This is a genomic window from Paraburkholderia sp. SIMBA_027, assembly GCF_046535315.1.
GTDB classification, from domain to species: Bacteria; Pseudomonadota; Gammaproteobacteria; order Burkholderiales; family Burkholderiaceae; genus Paraburkholderia; species Paraburkholderia tropica.
In genome coordinates, this window is sequence record NZ_JAWRWY010000020.1 from 97,868 (window position 1) to 116,341 (window position 18,474).

Annotated in this window: 16 protein-coding genes; 4 read left to right on the forward strand and 12 right to left on the reverse strand. The window is 67.1% G+C overall.

Annotated elements, in window-relative coordinates:
* Positions 1-7: 7 nt before the first annotated feature.
* The 6 genes from aroB to SB764_RS31520 all read right to left on the reverse strand — a co-directional run bounded on the left by aroB (position 8) and on the right by SB764_RS31520 (position 6,211).
* The gene (aroB, locus tag SB764_RS31495) at positions 8-1,099 is read right to left on the reverse strand and encodes a 3-dehydroquinate synthase (RefSeq protein WP_176081423.1); all 1,092 of its coding nucleotides are present in this window, start codon (positions 1,097-1,099) and stop codon (positions 8-10) included.
* A gap of 54 nt (positions 1,100-1,153) precedes the next feature.
* Positions 1,154-1,708 carry a shikimate kinase gene (locus SB764_RS31500; RefSeq protein ID WP_065062741.1) on the reverse strand — a complete coding sequence of 185 codons (555 nt, stop codon included), beginning with the start codon at positions 1,706-1,708 and terminating at the stop codon, positions 1,154-1,156.
* 246 nt (positions 1,709-1,954) lie between these two features.
* Complete coding sequence (gene pilQ / locus SB764_RS31505) at positions 1,955-3,574, reverse strand: type IV pilus secretin PilQ (RefSeq protein ID WP_410865922.1); 1,620 nt, start codon at positions 3,572-3,574, stop codon at positions 1,955-1,957.
* Positions 3,571-4,470, reverse strand: coding sequence for a hypothetical protein (locus SB764_RS31510; protein WP_410865923.1), 900 nt, complete (start codon positions 4,468-4,470; stop codon positions 3,571-3,573). Before SB764_RS31510 ends, pilQ begins: the two co-directional genes overlap by 4 nt.
* Positions 4,467-5,063 carry a PilN domain-containing protein gene (locus tag SB764_RS31515; RefSeq protein ID WP_321867050.1) on the reverse strand — a complete coding sequence of 199 codons (597 nt, stop codon included), beginning with the start codon at positions 5,061-5,063 and terminating at the stop codon, positions 4,467-4,469. The genes SB764_RS31510 and SB764_RS31515 overlap by 4 nt, the downstream gene beginning before the upstream one ends.
* A gap of 74 nt (positions 5,064-5,137) precedes the next feature.
* Positions 5,138-6,211, reverse strand: coding sequence for a pilus assembly protein PilM (locus tag SB764_RS31520; RefSeq protein ID WP_410865924.1), 1,074 nt, complete (start codon positions 6,209-6,211; stop codon positions 5,138-5,140).
* Between the two features lie 315 nt (positions 6,212-6,526).
* Between SB764_RS31520 and SB764_RS31525 the strand changes: the two genes are divergently transcribed.
* A complete protein-coding gene (locus SB764_RS31525) occupies positions 6,527-8,965 on the forward strand; it encodes a penicillin-binding protein 1A (RefSeq protein ID WP_110328886.1) in 2,439 nt (812 codons plus the stop codon).
* A 76-nt stretch (positions 8,966-9,041) separates the two neighbouring features.
* Here SB764_RS31525 and cyaY read toward each other — a convergent pair whose 3' ends face one another.
* A complete protein-coding gene (cyaY, locus tag SB764_RS31530) occupies positions 9,042-9,359 on the reverse strand; it encodes an iron donor protein CyaY (protein ID WP_065062754.1) in 318 nt (105 codons plus the stop codon).
* 53 nt (positions 9,360-9,412) lie between these two features.
* Here cyaY and lptM point away from each other — a divergent pair, with 53 nt between their 5' ends.
* A complete protein-coding gene (lptM, locus tag SB764_RS31535) occupies positions 9,413-9,736 on the forward strand; it encodes an LPS translocon maturation chaperone LptM (RefSeq protein WP_065062757.1) in 324 nt (107 codons plus the stop codon).
* A gap of 23 nt (positions 9,737-9,759) precedes the next feature.
* On the forward strand, positions 9,760-11,031 hold the full coding sequence (lysA, locus tag SB764_RS31540) for a diaminopimelate decarboxylase (RefSeq protein ID WP_065062759.1): 1,272 nt from the start codon (positions 9,760-9,762) through the stop codon (positions 11,029-11,031).
* Positions 11,032-11,134: 103 nt separating this feature from the next.
* On the opposite strand, the gene msrQ is transcribed toward lysA, so the two are convergent.
* The 5 genes from msrQ to SB764_RS31565 all read right to left on the reverse strand — a co-directional run bounded on the left by msrQ (position 11,135) and on the right by SB764_RS31565 (position 17,424).
* Positions 11,135-11,872: a protein-methionine-sulfoxide reductase heme-binding subunit MsrQ gene (msrQ, locus tag SB764_RS31545; protein ID WP_410865925.1), complete on the reverse strand. Its 738-nt coding sequence runs from the start codon at positions 11,870-11,872 to the stop codon at positions 11,135-11,137.
* A gap of 7 nt (positions 11,873-11,879) precedes the next feature.
* A complete protein-coding gene (gene msrP, locus SB764_RS31550) occupies positions 11,880-12,902 on the reverse strand; it encodes a protein-methionine-sulfoxide reductase catalytic subunit MsrP (RefSeq protein ID WP_065062763.1) in 1,023 nt (340 codons plus the stop codon).
* A gap of 189 nt (positions 12,903-13,091) precedes the next feature.
* Positions 13,092-14,312, reverse strand: coding sequence for a c-type cytochrome biogenesis protein CcsB (ccsB, locus tag SB764_RS31555; protein ID WP_065062765.1), 1,221 nt, complete (start codon positions 14,310-14,312; stop codon positions 13,092-13,094).
* Between the two features lie 74 nt (positions 14,313-14,386).
* Positions 14,387-16,633, reverse strand: a complete 2,247-nt coding sequence (locus SB764_RS31560) for a cytochrome c biogenesis protein ResB (RefSeq protein WP_183716803.1) — start codon at positions 16,631-16,633, stop codon at positions 14,387-14,389.
* A gap of 116 nt (positions 16,634-16,749) precedes the next feature.
* Positions 16,750-17,424: a c-type cytochrome gene (locus SB764_RS31565; RefSeq protein ID WP_065062769.1), complete on the reverse strand. Its 675-nt coding sequence runs from the start codon at positions 17,422-17,424 to the stop codon at positions 16,750-16,752.
* Positions 17,425-17,660: 236 nt separating this feature from the next.
* On the opposite strand from SB764_RS31565, the gene yihA reads away from it, so the two are divergent.
* Positions 17,661-18,332 (forward strand): ribosome biogenesis GTP-binding protein YihA/YsxC, encoded by a 672-nt coding sequence (gene yihA, locus SB764_RS31570; protein ID WP_065062770.1) that lies wholly within the window; start codon positions 17,661-17,663, stop codon positions 18,330-18,332.
* The last annotated feature ends 142 nt before the right edge of the window (positions 18,333-18,474 follow it).

An 18,474-nucleotide genomic window follows, 5' to 3' on the forward strand; every position in this document is an offset into this window, starting at 1 on the left:
GACGCGCTCAGCGCGCGACGGTGGCGGCCAGCGTGGCCTGCACGGCTTCGTCGGGCGCGCGGCCGATATGCGTTTCGCCGAAGCGCTTGAGCAGGATGAACTTGATCGCGCCGCCCTCGGCCTTCTTGTCGACCTGCATCAGATCGACGTAACGCTCAGCGCCGAGCGCCGGCGCGACGACCGGCAGATGCGCGGCGTCCACCACGCGCACGAGCCGCTCGCGCGAAGCCTCGTCGAGCATGCCGACGCGCACCGACAGATCGGCCGCCATCACCATGCCGCAGCCCACGGCCTCGCCGTGCAGCCACTCACCGTAACCGAGGCCCGCTTCAATCGCGTGACCGAAGGTGTGGCCGAAATTGAGGATCGCGCGCAGACCGCCTTCGCGTTCGTCGGCGGCGACCACCGACGCCTTGATCTCGCACGAGCGTTTGACCGCGTGCGCGAGCGCCTCGGGCTCGCAGCGGTTGAGCGCTTCGACGTTCGCTTCGATCCACTCGAAGAATTCGGCGTCGGCGATCGCGCCCGTCTTGATGACTTCGGCCACGCCCGCCGCCAGCTCGCGCGGCGGCAGCGTGCGCAGCGCGCCGATGTCGGCGATCACGGCTTGCGGCTGGTAGAACGCGCCGATCATGTTCTTGCCGAGCGGATGATTGATGCCAGTCTTGCCGCCGACCGACGAATCGACCTGCGAGAGCAGCGTCGTGGGCACCTGGATGAACGGCACGCCGCGCATGTAGCAGGCCGCCGCGAAACCGGTCATGTCGCCCGTCACGCCGCCGCCGAGTGCGATCAGCGTAGTCTTGCGGTCGGCGCGCGACGTGAGCAGCGCGTCGAAGATCTGATTGAGCGTTTCCCAGTTCTTGTGCGCCTCGCCGTCGGGCAGCACGACCGTGTTGACGTCCTTGCCGAGCGGCGCGAGCGCGGCGCGCAGCGTCTCGCCGTAAAGCGGATCGACGACGGTATTGGTGACGATCGTCACCGACTTGCCGGCGATGTGCGGCGCGAACAGCGCCGTCTGGCCGATGAGGTCGGAGCCGATGTGGATGGGGTAGGCGCGGTCGCCCAGTTCGACGTTGACGGTAATCATGCCAGGCAATAGTTCAGTGATGAGGCGCTGATGGGGAACGCGGGCGACTTGCGTGACGCGCTACTACTCGCGCGCCGGCGCGCGCAGCACGCCGGCCATGTCGAGCTGCATCAGCACCATGTTGACGAGCCCGTTGACCGAAGGCCGGCCGGTCTCGATCACGAAATCGGCGACCTCGCGGTAGAGCGGATCGCGTTGCTCGTAGAGCGCTTCGAGCCGCCCTTTCGGGTCTTCGGTCTGCAGCAGCGGGCGATTCTTGTCGCGCCGCGTGCGCAGCCACAGATCGTGCGGGTGGGCGCGCAGATACACGACGAAACCGCGCTCCTTGAGCGCCGCGCGGTTTTCCGGGCGCAGCACGGCGCCGCCGCCGGTCGCGAGCACGATGCCCTCGCGCGCGCTCAGCTCGTCGATCATCTGCGCTTCGCGGTCGCGAAAGCCCGCTTCACCTTCCATTTCGAAGATCACGGGGATGCGCGCGCCGGTGCGCGCTTCGACCTCGTGATCGGAATCGAAAAACGGACGCTCAAGCCGGCGCGCGACCGCCCGGCCCACGGTCGTCTTCCCGGCGCCCATGAGCCCTACGAAAAATACATTGGCGTTAGCGTCCCGCACTTGCAGCGTTTCCTACGAAAGGTTGGTGCCGCAGCTTACTGGCAAAGCGGCGGCGTTGTCGAGCCTGCGGCCCGCGCGATCCGGCCCCGAAGCGGATAAACCCGCTTTTTCGCGCGAATTTCCGCCGATTTGGGGCCGGTTCGTGCGCGATCTGCGCACGCGACATGATCCGCGTGGGGCCGCCGCAAACCGGCGGACGGCTCAGTGCGATCACCGCGTAGTCACCCGCGTAGTCACCCGCGTGGTCACCCGTTAATCGCCGGTGACCACGCGCGGCGTGATGAACACCACCAGTTCGCTGCGTTTGTCCCAATGCGCGCGATGCGAAAAAAGCGCGCCCAAAAGCGGTATTTTGCCCAGGAGCGGCACGCGCGTCACATCATCGCGGTCGTCGGTCGCATCGATCCCCCCGATCGAGACCGTCCCGCCATCCTCGATTTCGACGCGCGTCTGCACATGTTTCGTGTTGATCGCGGGCCCCGCGGCGGTCTGCTCGCCCACGCTGTCCTTCGCGACGTCGAGGTCGAGAATCACGCGGCCGTCCGGCGTGATCTGCGGCTCGACCTCCAGTTTCAGGCTTGCGCGCCGAAACTGCACGCCCGATACACCTTGCCCGACCTTGGCCTGATACGGCAGCTCGGTGCCCTGCTCGACCACAGCCTTGGTGCGATCCGCCGTCACCACGCGCGGACTCGACACCACGCGCCCGCGCCCCTGCGCCTCCAGCGCGCTCAATTCGATGTCGAGCAGCCGGGTCGCGCGGGCGGCGAGCAACGTCAGGCCGAGTTGCGCGGCCGCGAAACCGTTGATCGCTCCCGCCCCCAGATCATAGAGCGTGCCGTCGGCGGCGCTGCCGCGCACGCCGCGCGCCGTGCCTTCGACCGCGTTCGGCGTCACGCCGAGCCGCACGCCCAGTTCGCGCGACAAGCCCTCGTCGCCTTCGACGATACGCGCTTCGATCAGCACCTGTCGCGCGGGCGCGTCCAGCCGCCGGATCAGGTCGGCGATCTGATCGAGCCGCCCCGCCAGATCGGTGACGAACAACAGGTTCGTGCGCGCGTCCGCGACTGCCGCGCCGCGTTTGGACAGCGCGCGCTGCGTGCCGGAACCGCTCAGCAGCCGCCGCAGGTCCTCAGCGCGCGCGTAGTGCAGCTCGAACGCACGGCTCGCGAGCGGTTCGAGCTCGGCGGCGCGCGCATGCGCCTCGAAACGCAGCCGCTCGCGCGCGGCGAGATCCGCGGCGGGCGCGACCCAAAGCACGCCGCCGTGCCGCTCCATCGCGAGGCCGTTCGACTCCAGCAGCAGATCGAAGGCCGCGCGCCACGGCACGCGGTCGAGGCGTAGCGTGATCTGGCCGCGCACGCGCTCGCTCGCGACGATGTTCAGCCGCGTGAACTGCGCGAAGGCATGCAGCACGGCGGTAAGTTCCGCGCGCTGGAAGTTGAGCGAGATCGGACGGTCGGGCGGCAGGCCGTCGCTCCCGGACGCTGTGTCGGCAAGACGCGACGGCGCGGGCAGCGGCACCGGCGGCCCTTCGAGCGGCTCGGGCGCGGCGATGGGCACCGCCGTGGGCGCTGCGTCCGCGCCATTCGTGGACGGCGGCGCGGCCGGTCGCTCGTCAGCAGGATCGGCAGGCGTGTCCTGCGTCGTCGAAAATGGGTTGGCGGTCCAGCCCGCGGGCGCGTCGGCCTGCTCGCCTTCGGGCAAGGGCGGCACTTCGTGGCGCGCGATCATCTGCGCCGCCGTACGCCACGCGGGCGTCGGCAACGGTGGCGGCGCCGGCGGCAACGCAGCGCGTGCGGCCGGCGCAAGCACGAGCAGCGGCCAAACGAGCAAACGGGAAAGAAGCCGAATCGAGCCAACGCGTTTCATGGCTGCGCCTCCGCCCAGTTCAGCACCTGCGTCGCGCCCTCGACGGACAGGACGACCCGCTCCGGACCCACGCCCGTCACGCGTGCGCCCGCGAGCGAAGCGCCTGGCTGAACGGCGAGCGTGCCGTCGGCGGTTTCGATCAGCGCGAGCACGCGTCCACGCTCGCTCAGCGTGCCGACGAGCCGCAGCGCGCCATCGCCCTGCACGCCCGACGCAGCGCCGCCGCCCGCTGCGAGCGCAAACCGGCTCGCGAACGGATCGCGCGCGGCATCGGTCCGTTCTTCGATTGCGGCGACTTCGGCGCCGTCGGCCGCTTCGATCGCGACGGCGGGCAAACCGCCGAAAACGTGCAGCGTAGCCGCGATGGCAAGCGCGCTGCCGTTGCGCCGAACGACGATGTCCGCAGGCACCGCGAGTTCGGGCCACTCGGCCAGTCCTTCGAGAAAGGCGCGAAGCTGGGCGAAACCGCCCTGTGCCGCGAGTTTGGTCGCGCGGAACGCCTGCGCTTTCGCGCCGCCCGGCGCGGCAGGTTCCAGCGCGATCAAGACAAGTCCGGCGTCTGCCGCCAGCCGGGAGACGCTGCGGATGTCGTCGGCGCTCGTGTTCGCTTGCTCCGATTCCGCCGATCCCGTCAGTCTTGCGTCGCGCGGCCAGCCTTCGGCTTCGCGGCGCAGCGCGGGCAATCGCGCGAGCGTCCGCCGGGCGTCCGCGAGCCGCGCCTCGCCTTGGGCCAGCGCGCTTCGGGCCGCCTGCGCGCCGCCGGCATCGGTGAGAAAACACGCGATACCGCTCAGCAACGCGGCAAGCATCGCGAGCGTCGCGGCGACCAGCGCGCGCCGTCTTCGCGTCCATGTGTGTAGCGGCCGCCAGCCGCGCAACGTCGACATGGCGTTCATTTCGCCTCCTTCGCCGGCGCAGTCGAGACCGAATCCGAAGCCGAAGCCGGTGCAGTCGCGCCTTTCCAGACGAGCCGCGCAGCCACGCGAATCGGCTCGACGCGATGCGGGACGCTCGCGCCTGATCCACCGCGCGAACGTGCGCCGCCCGCCTCCTGCGCGCGCTTCATCTCCTGCACGCTCACGGCCTCGACCTCGGGCAGCGCGCGCAGGCGTTCGAGCCACGCCGCCGCCGCGATCTCGTCGGCGGCGTTGGCCAGCAACTCGGTGGCGTCGCCGTGCTGGGCCAGTTGTTCGAGCGCGACGCCTTCGGTGCGCGCCCGCGCCAGGCCGTCGACGAGCGCGAACAACCGCTGGAAAGGGCGCGCCCGCTCGCGCGCTTCACTCGAGGCAAGCTGCCGCGCGCGTGTCTCCCGAGCGAGCCGTTGCGCCTCGGCGAGCGGCGCGCCCAGTTGCGCGAGTTGCCGCTCCAGTGCCGCGTGCCGCGTCGCCAGGCGTGTCTGCTCGACGTGCTGCCAGCCCGCGACCGCGCAGCCGCACACGCCACCTAAAACCGCCGCCGCGAGCCATTCGAGCGCGCGACGCCGACGCACGCGCCGCACCGCCCCCGGCCGCCACGGCAGTAGATTGAAACCCTCGCGCGCGCCAGCCATCTTCGCGCGCCGCCTCATTCGCTCACCCCACGCAGTGCGAGGCCGAAGGCGACCACGCACGACGGGTCGTGCAGCAGGCCGACGTCGAGCGGTTGTTCGGTGTCGGCATCGGCGAGCGGCGCGCATTCGAACGGCAGCACCGGACTGCCGAGCACGTCGCCGATATCCGCGAGCGAAAACTGCACGCCCGCCAGCATCGAGAGATCGCCCGACACCAGCGTGCAGCCGACCTGCGCGCCGCTCGCCAGATCGCGCAACGCCTCGACGAAATCGGCGTACTCGAGCGCGGGAAAACGCATGCGGCGGGTGACGGATTCGTCGGCGACGAGCCAGCCGTGTATGCCGTCGGCGCCGACCCAGAGCGCGGCCCAGGTCTCGTGCGGCGGCAACTCGAACGCCGCCGCGTGGCGCATCGCACGCAGCGCCGCGTGCGCTTCGTCGTCCAGCGCGCAGAGCGTGATGCCCGCCATCGCCGCGCACTCGATACGCGTTTCGAGATGCGCGCGCGCCGTGGCCGCGATCGTCACGCGCGCCTCGCGCAGCGCAGCCGTGCCGAGGGCCGACGCACCCGACGAGCCAGGCGAATCGGGCGAATCGCACGAGCCGAGCGAATAGATGGACCCGAACGGACCCACCTGCCAGTCGACCGCCAGCTCATGCCGCTCGATGCCCGCCACGCGCTCGGCCTCGGCCAGCACCAGCGGTTCGAGCTCCGTATAAAGCCCCGACACGTCCGCCCGCCACGCAGGCGACCCGGCCTCCGGCACGAGCCGCGCGAGCGGCACCGTGGCCAGCAGCGTCGCGCCCGTGGGCAAGGCCATCGCACAGCGCAGACCGGCCTGGGCGCACGCCCGAGGCAGCGCGCCGAACAGCGCGCGCAACGCCGCCGCCAGCGCCGTGCGGTCAGCGATCTCCGCGCCCGACAGCACCTCGCGCCCCAGCGGCGCACGCGCCAGCCACTCGATGCGCAGCGGACCGCCGCCGAACAGCGGCTCGCTGAGCACGACCAGCGTGATGCCGCGCGCGCTCACGTCGACGCCAGCGGCATGACGGCGAGCATTCAACAACAGCGGATTGAGCAGGCTCATCGCATTTCTCCCGTGTGCTTTGCGCCGCGAACCGTTCGTGGCGCGTTGCTGGGATTGTGCGAAGCGTCCGCTCGCGCGAACACTCGGCCGGATGGCCAATCTCGCAGCGAATGCGACCGGGATGCTTCTCCGCGCCATGAGACGCGGCTAGAGTGAGCACTCTGTCGTGCGTCATCTGTCCCGCTAGCGTCCGCCCTGCACCTGCGCCATACACCGGCCGAGACGCTGCACGACCCGCCTCAAGCCGTGCGTAAGCTTTCCGAAAGCACGCGAGGCGGGCGGCTATAATCGCGGGACTGTTTTTCCGGTAACCGTATGCAAGACGTCCAGCCTCCCTCGTCCGCTCCGTCCACCCCGCCGGAGCCGCCCGCCCCGACCCGGCGCAAGCGGCCCTGGTGGGTCAAGCTGCTGATCGGTTTTGTCGTGCTGATCGCGGGCGGCGCCGCGTGCGTCGCGCTCGTGCTCGGCTACGCGCTGATCGTCGCCACGCCGAATCTGCCGTCGCTCGAGGCGCTCACCGACTACCGGCCCAAGGTGCCGCTGCGCATCTACACGCGCGACCACGTGCTGATCGGCGAATTCGGCGAGGAGCGGCGCGACATCGTCCATTTCCAGGACGTGCCGGACAATCTGAAGAAAGCCATCCTCGCCATCGAAGACGCGCGCTTCTACGAGCACGGCGGCGTCGACCTCACGGGCATCGCGCGCGCGGGCTTCGTCGCCCTGACGAACGGCCATGCGTCGCAGGGCGCGAGCACGATCACCATGCAGGTGGCGCGCAACTTCTTCCTGTCGAGCGAAAAGACTTACACGCGCAAGATCTACGAGATGCTGCTCGCCTACAAGATCGAGTCGAAGCTCTCGAAGGACCAGATCCTCGAGGTCTACATGAACCAGATCTATCTGGGGCAGCGCGCCTACGGCTTCGCGAGCGCCGCGCGCGTGTACTTCGGCAAGGATCTGAAGGACCTCACGCTCGCCGAATGCGCGATGCTCGCGGGGCTGCCGAAGGCGCCGTCGGCGTATAACCCGGTCGTCAATCCGAAGCGCGCGAAGGTGCGTCAGGAATACATCCTCGAACGCATGCTGGAGCTGCATTACATCACCCAGCAGCAGTACGACGACGCCGCCGCGCAACCGCTCGTCGTGAAGGGCCAGGGCAAGGAATTCAGCGTGCACGCGGAGTACGTGGCGGAAATGGTGCGTCAGATGATGTACGCGCAGTACCACGAAGAGGCCTACACGCGTGGTCTGAACGTGGTCACGACCATCGATTCCGCCGACCAGGACGTGGCCTACCGCGCGCTGCGCAAGGGGCTGATGGATTACGAGCGGCGTCACGGCTATCGCGGCCCGGAAGCTTTCATCGACCTGCCCGCCGACGCCGACGACCGCGAACAGGCCATCGACGACGCTTTGATCGAGCATCCGGACAACGGCGAACTCGTGGCGGCCGTGGTCACCTCGGCGAGCCCGAAGGAAGTGCAGGCCACCTTCATGGACGGCAACACGGCCAGCATCACCGGCGACGGCCTGCGCTTCGCGCAGTACAACCTCTCCGCGCGCGCGCAGCCGAGCCAGAAGATCCGCCCGGGCGCGATCATCCGCGTGGCGCGCAACAACGCGGGCGAATGGTCGATTACGCAGTTGCCGCAGATCGAGGGCGCGTTCGTCTCGGTGGTGCCGCAGGACGGCGCGATCCGCGCGCTGGTGGGCGGCTTCGACTTCAACAAGAACAAGTTCAACCACGTCACGCAGGCGTGGCGTCAGCCGGGTTCGAGCTTCAAGCCGTTCATCTATTCGGCGTCGCTCGACAAGGGGCTCGGGCCGGCCACGATCATCAACGACGCGCCGCTCTTCTTCAGCGCGGCGGAAACCGGCGGCCAGGCGTGGGAGCCGAAGAACTACGGCGGCGGCTTCGACGGCCCCATGACCATGCGCACGGCGCTCATGAAGTCGAAGAACCTCGTGTCGATCCGCATCCTCAACCACATCGGCACGAAGTACGCGCAGCAGTACATCACGCACTTCGGCTTCGACGCCGAGCGTCATCCGGCCTATCTGCCGATGGCGCTGGGCGCGGGCCTCGTCACGCCGCTGCAGATGGCGGGCGGTTACGCCGTGTTCGCGAACGGCGGCTATCGCGTGAATCCGTATCTGATCGCCGAAGTCACCGATCAGCGCGGCATGGTGGTCGCGCAGGCGCAGCCGCTCGTCGCGGAGCAGAACGCGCCGCGCGCGATCGATCCGCGCAACGCCTACATCATGAACAGCCTGCTGCAGAGCGTGGCGCAGCGCGGCACGGGCGCGAAGTCGAACGTCCTCAAGCGCACCGACCTCGGCGGCAAGACCGGTACGACCAACGATTCGCGCGACGCCTGGTTCGCGGGCTACCAGCACACGCTCGCGGCCATCGCGTGGATCGGCTACGACAATCCGCGCAGCCTCGGCGACCGCGAAACCGGCGGCGGCCTTTCGCTGCCCGTGTGGATCGACTACATGCAGAAGGCGCTCAACGGCGTGCCCGAGTACAAGATGCCGATGCCCGACGGCATCGTCACGCTCGGCGACGAGCTGTATTACGCCGACGCCACGCCGGGCCATGGTTTCGTCTCCACGGTGGGCATCAGCCAGGCGGCGCTCGACGCGGCGGCGAGCGGCGAACAGGGCGCGCAGGGTTCGTCCGAGAGCGAGCCCGCGCACGTCAACGCGCAGGAGAAGGAAGACATCATGAATCTGTTCCGCAAGCACTGATTCACCGATGCTGCAAACGCAAAACGGGCACCCGAGGGGTGCCCGTTTTTCATGCTGCGGCCGCGCTATCGCGACTTCACGGCGTGAACGTCACCGTCTCGCCCGCCTGCTCCGTCGCGTACGCGGTGAGCGCCGAGAAGAACTCGGTGCCCGTGCGCGTGTCGAGCCATTGCTCGTCGATGAAGCGGTAATGGAAACCGCCCGCTTTCGCCGCGATCCAGATCTCCTTCATCGGCGGCTGCAGATTCACGATGATCTTCGAGCGGTTCTCGAATTCGAGTGTCAGAACGTTGCCGCTGCGCTCGAGCTCGATATCGGCTCCGCTCGCGTCGACACCGCGCTCGACGGCCGCCAGCACGGCCTCCGCGCGGCTCAGGTAGTCACTATCTGCCATGCTAAACTCCACCGGTTAATCATTCAGGGACAATTATGCGTGTCAATTCCAGGATGCGCGCACTGGCATCCCGCATCTCGGCGTCCGGCGCGATTCTAACGGCTTTCGCGATCGGCGCCGCGTCACTCGCGGGTTGCGGCCAGAAAGGGCCGCTCTACATGCCCACGGTGCCGCCGCTCCCGCAGAAACCGAATTTCGAAACGCAGCCCGACGACAACGCGCAAACCCTGCCGAACGCGGCCTCGGGCGCGCAGGCCGGCTCGGTGCCCGATACCACCGGGACGCCGCTGTCGCTGTCGACCGACCCTGAACTGAATTCCGCGCCCGCGGCCGCCAGCGGCGCGCAAGCGGCCTCGGCCGCCGCGCCCGCTCAATAGCACCGACTCAACCAGACGCTCGCATGACCCAGCCCGCTTTTCATCGTGTCGACGGCACGCTTTTCGTCGAAGGCGTGTCCGCCGCCGACCTCGCCGCGCAGTACGGCACCCCGCTCTACGTCTACTCGCGCGCCGCGCTCAGCAGCGCATGGCACGCCTACGCCGACGCCTGCGCGGGCCGCCGCGCGAGCGTGCACGTCGCCGTGAAGGCCAACAGCAATCTCGCCGTGCTGAACGTATTCGCGCGCGAAGGCGCGGGCTTCGACATCGTGTCGGGCGGCGAACTGGCGCGCGTGCTGGCCGCCGGCGGCAAGGCGCAGAACACGGTGTTCTCCGGCGTGGGCAAGCATGCCGACGAAATGCGCGTCGCGCTCGAAGCGGGCGTGAAGTGCTTCAACGTCGAATCGATTCCCGAACTCGACCGCCTGAACGCCGTCGCGGGCGAACTGGGCAAGAAGGCGCCGGTGTCGCTGCGCGTGAACCCGGACGTCGACGCGAAAACGCATCCGTACATTTCCACGGGCCTGAAGTCGAACAAGTTCGGCATCGCCTTCGAAGACGCGCGCGCCACCTATCGCGCGGCGGCGGCCATGCCGAATCTGCAGGTCGTGGGCATCGACTGCCATATCGGCTCGCAGATCACCGAAGTCGCGCCGTATCTCGACGCCATCGACAAGGTGCTCGAACTCGTCGACCAGATCGAGTCGGACGGCATCGCAATTCATCACATCGACGTGGGCGGCGGTCTCGGCATCCGCTACGACGATGAAACGCCGCCGGACATCGGCGCGTTCGTGCGCACCGTGCTCGACCGCATCGAGGCGCATGGCGCGAAGACCGGCAAGTCGCGCGAAGTCTGGTTCGAGCCGGGCCGCTCGCTGGTCGGCAATGCAGGCATCCTGCTGACGACCGTCGAATTCCTCAAGCCCGGCGCGGAAAAGAACTTCGCGATCGTCGACGCGGCCATGAACGATCTGGCACGCCCCGCGATGTACGAGGCGTATCACGCGATCGAGACGGTCGCAACGCCGGCGGGCGAAGCCAAAACGTGGGACATCGTCGGTCCGGTGTGCGAGAGCGGCGACTGGCTGGGCCGCGAACGCACGCTCGCGATCGAGCCGGGCGACGTGCTGGCGATCCGCTCGGCGGGCGCGTACGGCTTCGCGATGAGCTCGAACTACAACACGCGTCCGCGTGCCGCCGAAATCATGGTCGACGGTGCTCGCACGCACGTCGCGCGCGAGCGCGAAACGGTGCCGCAACTGTTCGCGGGCGAGCATCTGCTGCCGGATTGATTGGACTGACCTGATCGTCGGGCTGTGTTGCCGACCGCATGAAACGAAAAAGCGACGCCGCGTGCGTCGCTTTTTTATTGCGCGGGCGGAGAACCCACGGCGCTCAAGCCGCGCGCGTCGGCCCGCCCGCCTTGAAGCGCGCGACTAGCCACGCGCCGATCCGCCAGCCGAGCAGCACGAGCATGATCGCGCCGTAGAGCTTCGGCAGCGCGAGATCGTGCTTGCCGGCCTTCATCCACCAGAAATGCAGAATCGCGAGCACGCCGATCGCATAGATCAGCCGGTGCAGCGTCTGCCAGCGGCGGCCGAGCTTGCGCGCCATCGCGCGCGTCGAGGTGACGGCAAGCGGAATCAGCAGCACGAAGGCCGCGAAACCCACCGTGATGAAGGGCCGCTTGCCGACGTCCTTGAGCATCGCGGCCACGTCGAACCATTTGTCGAACCAGATGTAAGTCGTGAAGTGCAGCGCCGCGTAGAAAAACGCGTACAGGCCAAGCATGCGCCGCAAGCGCACGAGCGCGGTCCAGCCCGTGAGACGGCGCAGCGGCGTGACGGCCAGCGTGATGCAGAGGAACACGAGCGTCCAGAGTCCCGTCGAGCGCGTGATGAATTCGATCGGATTCGCGCCCAGCCGGTCGGTGAAGCCGAACAGCACGATACGCGCGAGCGGATACAGCGAAGCGACGAACACCGCGCCCTTCAGCCACGACAGCCACGGCAGCCAGCGCGGACCGCTCGCGGCACGGGCTTTCGCCTGCGCGGACGGCGCGCCGCCGACACGGCGGGCGGTCGCGTCCGTCGCTTCGTTGGCCTCGCGGGTCGAATTCACGTTGTGCTCCATCGCATGCTCAGAAGTTCTTGCGCAGATCCATGCCCTGATACATCGACGCCACCAGATCGCCGTAGCCGTTGTACATCAGCGTCTTGCGCTTGGGCGTGAAAAAACCGTCCTCGCCGATCCGCCGCTCGGTCGCCTGGCTCCAGCGCGGGTGATCGACGTTCGGATTCACGTTCGAAAAGAAGCCGTACTCGTTGGACGCGTAGGTGTTCCAGCTCGTCGGCGGCTGCTTCTCGACGAAGCGGATCTTCACCAGCGACTTCGCGCTCTTGAAGCCGTACTTCCACGGAATCACCACGCGCACCGGCGCGCCGTTCTGGTTCGGCAGCACCTGCCCGTAGAGCCCGACGGTGAGCAGCGTGAGCGGATTCATCGCTTCGTCCATGCGCAGGCCTTCGGAATACGGCCAGTCGAGAATCGGCTCGGCGAGGCCCGGCATCTGCGAGCGGTCGGCGAGCGTGATGAATTGCACGTATTTCGCGTTGCCGGTCGGCTGTGCGCGCTTGACCAGCTCGGACAGCGAGATGCCGATCCACGGAATCACCATCGACCAGCCTTCCACGCAGCGGTGGCGGTACACGCGCTCCTCAAGCGGCGCGATCTTGAGGATGTCGTCGATGTCCCAGACCTTCGCGTTCTTCACCTCGCCTTCCACGCTCACCTTCCACGGACGCGGACGCAGCGTGCCGGCGTTCTGCGCCGGATCGCCCTTGTCGGTGCCGAACTCGTAGAAGTTGTTGTAGGTCGTCACGTCCTTGTACGGCGTGGCCTTGTCGGGCGCGACGAACTTCGGGTTGGTCTTCGCGGCCAGCTTGATCGCTTTCGGGTCGCCCGGCGCGTATTCCGCGAACGCCTCGCGCGCGCCCCCCAACAAGCCGAACGCGCCGACACCGCCCGTCATGCCGCCGAGCGCCAGCGCGCCGGCCGCCTTCATCACTCGCCGGCGCTGTTCGAACACCTTTTGCGGCGTGATCTCGCTTGCGGCGATGTCGTCGCCGGTGAGGATGATCCTGCTGCTGCGCTTCGTCCACATGATGTTGCCCTCGTCTGCTTTCCACCGCCTGCCTGGGTGTTTCCTGACTGTCGACCGGCTCCGCACACGATGGTTCGGAGCCCTGTAACACGGCAAACGCACGCGCCGCGCAATCCTTCCCATCCGACGAAAAAAAACCGCCGGAGCGCGTGGCGTCCGGCGGTGAGTTCGTTGTGCGGCGCAGACCGGTTACAGCTTGCCGTAACTATGCAGCCCCGAGAGGAACATGTTCACGCCGAGGAACGCGAAGGTCGTGACCAGCAGGCCCGTGAGCGCCCACCAGGCAGCCACGCCGCCGCGCAGGCCCTTCATGAGGCGCATGTGCAGCCAGGCGGCGTAGTTCAGCCAGACGATCAGCGCCCAGGTTTCCTTCGGGTCCCAGCTCCAGTAGCCGCCCCATGCCTGCGCGGCCCACAGCGCGCCGAGAATCGTGGCGATGGTGAAGAACGCGAAGCCGACGGCGATCGACTTGTACATGACGTCGTCGAGCACCTCCAGCGCGGGCAGGCGGTCCGCCAGCATGCCGCGCTCCTTCATGATGTAGGCCACGCCCACCATCGCCGACAACGCGAAGCTGCCGTAGCCGATGAAGTTCGCCGGCACGTGGATCTTCATCCACCAGCTTTGCAGCGCGGGCACGAGCGGCTGGATCTGCTGCGCGTCGCGCGAGATCGAGTACCACATCAGGAAGCCCACGGCCGCGCTGATCACGAGCAGCACGAAGGCGCCGAGCGCGCGCGTGTTGTAGTGCTTTTCGTAATACAGGTAGAACAGCGCCGTGATCAGGCTGAACAGCACGAACACTTCGTAGAGGTTCGAGATGGGAATATGGCCGACGTCCGCGCCGATCAGGTAGGACTCGTACCAGCGCACCATCAGACCCGTGAAGCCCATCAACACGGCCGCCCAGGTCAGCTTCGAGCCGATCGAGCCGCCCGAGGGCGAGCGCGAGAGCAGGCCGATCCAGTAGAACAGCGTGGCGAGCACGAACAGCGCGCTCATCCACAGAATGGCCGACTGGCTGGAGAGGAAGTACTTGAGGAAGAACGCCTGGTCGGCGCGCGCGAGGTCGCCCTGATAGATCTGGATCGCGCCGATCGACATCACGGCGATGCCCGCCATCAGCAGACGCGCCGGTTTCCAGCGCCAGCCGAGCACGACGAGCGCCGGCACCGTGCCGCACATCACGAGCTTGTCGTAGTAGTTCATGTGCGCGTGGTAGCGCGACAGCGCGAAGCCCGCGCCCGCCACCAGCACCAGCGCGAACAGCCAGTCGACCAGCGTCAGGCGGCGCAGGAAGGGGCGTTCGTCGAAGAAGTCGTCGGCGGGCAAATCGTGCGCCGCCGTCTGCACCGCGGCGCGGTCTGCGCGGCGGGCCTTTGCGGATGAGGAAACCTGAGTCAAGTCCATGGGCTTACCGGTGTTGATCGTGAATGTCCGTGAAGCGCGCGCAAAACGTGAAAAGCGCGCAAGGATCGCGAGGATCAAGGTGCACGGTCCGTCCCGCCTTCGTTTGCGTTGCGGTCCGCCTTGGCGTGAGCGTCGGCGTCGGCAGCGTCTTCGGCGGCCTGCGCTTTCGCGCCGAGCGCGCGCGCGACAGCTTCGCGGGTACGGGCAAATTCCTTCTCGAAGTCGAGTGTACGGCGCGCGGTTGACATCGCCATGATGACGTTCACGCCGCCGCCTGCTTCGCCATTCCGGTCCTTCAGCCAGAACCACAGACGCCGCTCGCGCACGTAGAACATCGAGAAGATGCCGAGCACGAGCAACAGGCTGCCAAGATACACGACTTTTTTGCCCGGTGCGCGCGTCAACTGAAATACCGAAGCTTGCACCTGCTTGAATGAATCGAGCTGTAGATAGACAGGCGATCCATACAGAAAGCTGTCGGATACCGCGTTGATCGCGTCCTGAACGAAGCGCGCCGAGTCGGCGTCCGGCTTCAGATCGGGCTCGCCGGCCTGCTCGCGCGCGAGCTGCCAGAGATCCCACGTCGCGCCTTCGAGCATGCGCAGCAAGAGGCCCGCGGCCTTCTCCTGCTGGTCTTTCGGCACCGACTTGTCGATGAACGCCGCCACCGCCTGGAAGCCGCCCTGCTGCGCTTTCGGCGCGGCCTGGGTCGAATCGTCGGCGCCCGCGAACAGGGTCAGCACGCGCAGCGCGCTGTCTTCGAGATGCTGCTGAAGCTCGCGATTCGCTTCGGGGACCGAACGCACGGCGAAGCGGTGCGCCGCCTGGGCGCGCAGCGCCGGATCTTCATAGGCCGCGCGCAGCATCATCCATTCCTTCATGGTGCCGCCGCTGTCGGCCGGAATGCGCAGGTAACGGAACGGATCGTCGGGGTTCTCGCGCATGCCCGCGAGGAACATGCGCTCGCCGTTCACGTCGACGGGCAGCATGTAGTTGTTGTACTCGCGCGCCTGGCCGTCCTTGTCGCGCACCTTGTATTGCACCGACGGCCCGACGTTATGCAGATCGAGCGGCTTCGAACTCTTCGCGCCCGAACCGAGGCGCTCGTCGAACGCTTCCTTGAGCGTCTGGTGCGCGACGCCGCGCGCGTCGGTCTGACCGCTGCCGTTCGAGATGTTCTCGACGTTGATGGCGCGGAAATCGGCGAACTCGATGGTCTGGCCGTCCACGCCCGGCACGCTTTGGCCCGCGGGCAGTTTGAGCGGCGCCGAGTTGCCGATCGTGCCGCCGAACGGGAAACTCTTCGCGCTCGCACCGTTCATCGGCCAGGCGGTCATCTGCATCTGCGAGCCGCCGTCCTGGAAGCTCGACTGGTAGATCGACACGCCGTCGTACGTGAACGGCTCGTTCACCTCGATGCGCGCCGGAATGCGCTTGCCGGTCTGGTGATCGATCACGACGATGTCGCTCGCGAACAGCTTGGGCATGCCGGTCGAGTAGTAGTCGACGATGAACTTGTTGAGCTGGATCGAGAACGGCAGATCCTGAATCAGCGAGCCGTCGGGCTGGTTCAGGATGGCCGTGGAAACGAACTGGCCTTCGGGCACCCACGCGTAGCCGCGGAAGGTGGGGTTCGAGGCCGAGAGGCGATGTTCGGGCGAGATGTCGTTGATGACCGCGTTGCTGCGGATCGGCGATTTGTCGAACAGCCACATCTGGAATTTGATCGGCAGGTTGCTGTCGAGCAGACCGCCGATGCAGATCACCACGATCGCAAGGTGAGCGAAGATATAGCCGATCTTCGTGAGCGCGCCGCGCTTGGCCGCGATCAGCGTGGCGCCGTCGGTCTCGCGCGTGACGAAGCGGTAGCCGAGGCGGCCCGCCAGCTTGCTGAGCGTGGCGGCGGTCTGCTCGCGCGTCGCGCCGTCGAGCGCGAACTCGCCCTTGTGGTGGAAGGCGCGCAGGCTGCCTTCGCGCACCTTGTCCTTCCAGCTTTTCATGTCGGCGATCATCTTCGGGCCGTTGCGGATCACGCACAGCGAGATCGACACGACGAGAAAGCCGAGGATCGTCATGAACCACCACGCGCTGTAGACCGTGTAGAGGCTCAGCGAGCGGAAGATGTCGGCCCAGAACGGGCCGAACTGATTCACATAGTTCGGATAGGGGTCGTCCTGCGTGAGCACCGTGCCGATGATGCTCGCGATGGCCAGCACGACCAGCAGCGCAATGGCAAAACGCATCGAACTGAGCAGCTCGATGGCGCTTCTCACCGCCTTCTGGCGGACATTCAACTGCAGACCCTGCGTGGTGACGCTCATTCAAACTCCGCTTCGAGTGCGCACGACGTGCGCGCTTACAGCAAAAAAGGGTGCAGGACCGCCGCATGCGCGCGGTGCCCACACCCTTTTCTTGTTCTTCGACTCCGGCGAAACGGTCAATGCAGACCGGCCGCGTAATCCGCCACCGCCTTGATTTCGTCGTCCGACAGACGGTGCGAGATCGTGTGCATCGGCTCGTTGTTGTTGCGCGTGCCCTGCTGGAAAGCGGTGAGCTGCGTAACGAGATACTCCGACCACTGGCCCGACAGTCGCGGATACTGGATCGGAATGCCCTGCCCGGTCGGGCCGTGGCAGGCAGCGCAGGCGGGCACGCCTTTGTCGGCGATACCGCCGCGCCAGATCTTCTGGCCGAGCGGCACGGTCTTCGCGTCGTGGGCGAAACCGGGCTTGGGCGTCTGCGACGCGAACCAGGCGGCGACGTTGATCATATCCTGATCGGACAGCGCCGATGCGAAGCCCGCCATAATCGCATTATTTCGCACGGGGGGCTTGCCGCCGGGTTGCGGCTTGAAATCCTTGAGCTGTTTGACGAGGTAGTCGGCGTGCTGGCCGGCGAGCTTCGGATAGGCGCCGCCCGCACTGTTGCCATCGGCCGCGTGACAGGCCGCGCACACCTGCGCCGCGATCGCCTGCCCCCGCGCAAGGTCTGGTTTCGCCGGGGTTGCCGGGTCCGCCGCCATCGCTATCATCGACACCCCTGCTGCAAGACCTGCCGTTATCGTAACAATCGCAAAATTGAGTACTTTCAGGGACTTGCACAGTCGATTCATTCGCGCACCTTGTTTCGTCTTGTGGGAATCAGGTTCTGCAATGTACGACAGCGACCGATCTCGCTCGAAAGGCCCGCGCCGGCCTCACGGGTATTCAGTAAACCGTCGCATTGTACAATAGCGCGCAAGGCGCAACCGCGCCAATCGGGCCTCTCCCCGATATCTCAATATCGTTCCCGGGCGCCGCCGGGCGAGGCAGGCCAGCCGCCTCGTTATTTCATAATGTGGTCCTACAGATGGCCTTCCTGCTGCATCAAGCCCGTTTCTTCACGACGGTGAATCACCTGCGCGACCTGCCCGCCACGGCGCGGCCGGAAGTGGCGTTCGCCGGCCGCTCAAATGCGGGCAAATCGACCGCGATCAATCTGCTGTGCAACCAGAAGCGCCTCGCCTTCGCGTCGAAGACGCCTGGCCGCACGCAGCACATCAACTATTTCTCGGTGGGTCCGGCCGACGAACCGTCCGGCTATCTGGTCGACCTGCCCGGCTACGGCTATGCGGAAGTGCCGGAAGCGGCGAAGCAGCACTGGCAGCATCTGCTGTCGGTCTATCTGCAAACGCGCGCGCAACTGAGCGGTCTCGTGCTGATGATGGACGCGCGCCGCCCACTGACCGAACTGGACCGCCGCATGATCGAGTGGTTTGCGCCCACCGGTAAGCCGATTCACGCACTCCTGACGAAATGCGACAAATTGACGCGTCAGGAGAGCGTGCTCGCGCTGCGTTCGACGAACAAGGCGTTCGACGAATACCGGCAACAGGGCTATCAGGGCAAGCTGAGCGCGCAGCTCTTTTCGGCGCTCAAGCGTGTGGGGCTCGATGAGGCCCATGCCGTCATCGAAAGCTGGATCGTGCCCCCGGACAACGCGGCCGAGGCCGGCGAAACCGCCCCCAAAGCCGGCGCGTAAGCGCGTATCGGTCACTTCGTCGTTCCGGCGCAAGCCCCGCGCATCAATGCCGCGGGGGCGCGCCGCCGCCATCCGGCGGCACCCTCCCGAACTTTCTTCGTGCCAACGTGCGGCAGCCCACACAAGGTCTGCCCGCAACCGC

Bases quoted from the DNA above. Each gene is read 5' to 3' on its own strand.
- pilQ (WP_410865922.1), bottom strand. From the start codon at position 3,574: ATGAAACGCGTTGGCTCGATTCGGCTTCTTTCCCGTTTGCTCGTTTGG.
- SB764_RS31510 (WP_410865923.1), bottom strand. From the start codon at position 4,470: ATGAACGCCATGTCGACGTTGCGCGGCTGGCGGCCGCTACACACATGG.
- SB764_RS31520 (WP_410865924.1), bottom strand. From the start codon at position 6,211: ATGAGCCTGCTCAATCCGCTGTTGTTGAATGCTCGCCGTCATGCCGCT.
- SB764_RS31525 (WP_110328886.1), top strand. From the start codon at position 6,527: ATGCAAGACGTCCAGCCTCCCTCGTCCGCTCCGTCCACCCCGCCGGAG.
- cyaY (WP_065062754.1), bottom strand. From the start codon at position 9,359: ATGGCAGATAGTGACTACCTGAGCCGCGCGGAGGCCGTGCTGGCGGCC.
- lptM (WP_065062757.1), top strand. From the start codon at position 9,413: ATGCGCGCACTGGCATCCCGCATCTCGGCGTCCGGCGCGATTCTAACG.
- lysA (WP_065062759.1), top strand. From the start codon at position 9,760: ATGACCCAGCCCGCTTTTCATCGTGTCGACGGCACGCTTTTCGTCGAA.
- msrQ (WP_410865925.1), bottom strand. From the start codon at position 11,872: ATGGAGCACAACGTGAATTCGACCCGCGAGGCCAACGAAGCGACGGAC.
- msrP (WP_065062763.1), bottom strand. From the start codon at position 12,902: ATGTGGACGAAGCGCAGCAGCAGGATCATCCTCACCGGCGACGACATC.
- ccsB (WP_065062765.1), bottom strand. From the start codon at position 14,312: ATGGACTTGACTCAGGTTTCCTCATCCGCAAAGGCCCGCCGCGCAGAC.
- SB764_RS31560 (WP_183716803.1), bottom strand. From the start codon at position 16,633: ATGAGCGTCACCACGCAGGGTCTGCAGTTGAATGTCCGCCAGAAGGCG.
- SB764_RS31565 (WP_065062769.1), bottom strand. From the start codon at position 17,424: ATGAATCGACTGTGCAAGTCCCTGAAAGTACTCAATTTTGCGATTGTT.
- yihA (WP_065062770.1), top strand. From the start codon at position 17,661: ATGGCCTTCCTGCTGCATCAAGCCCGTTTCTTCACGACGGTGAATCAC.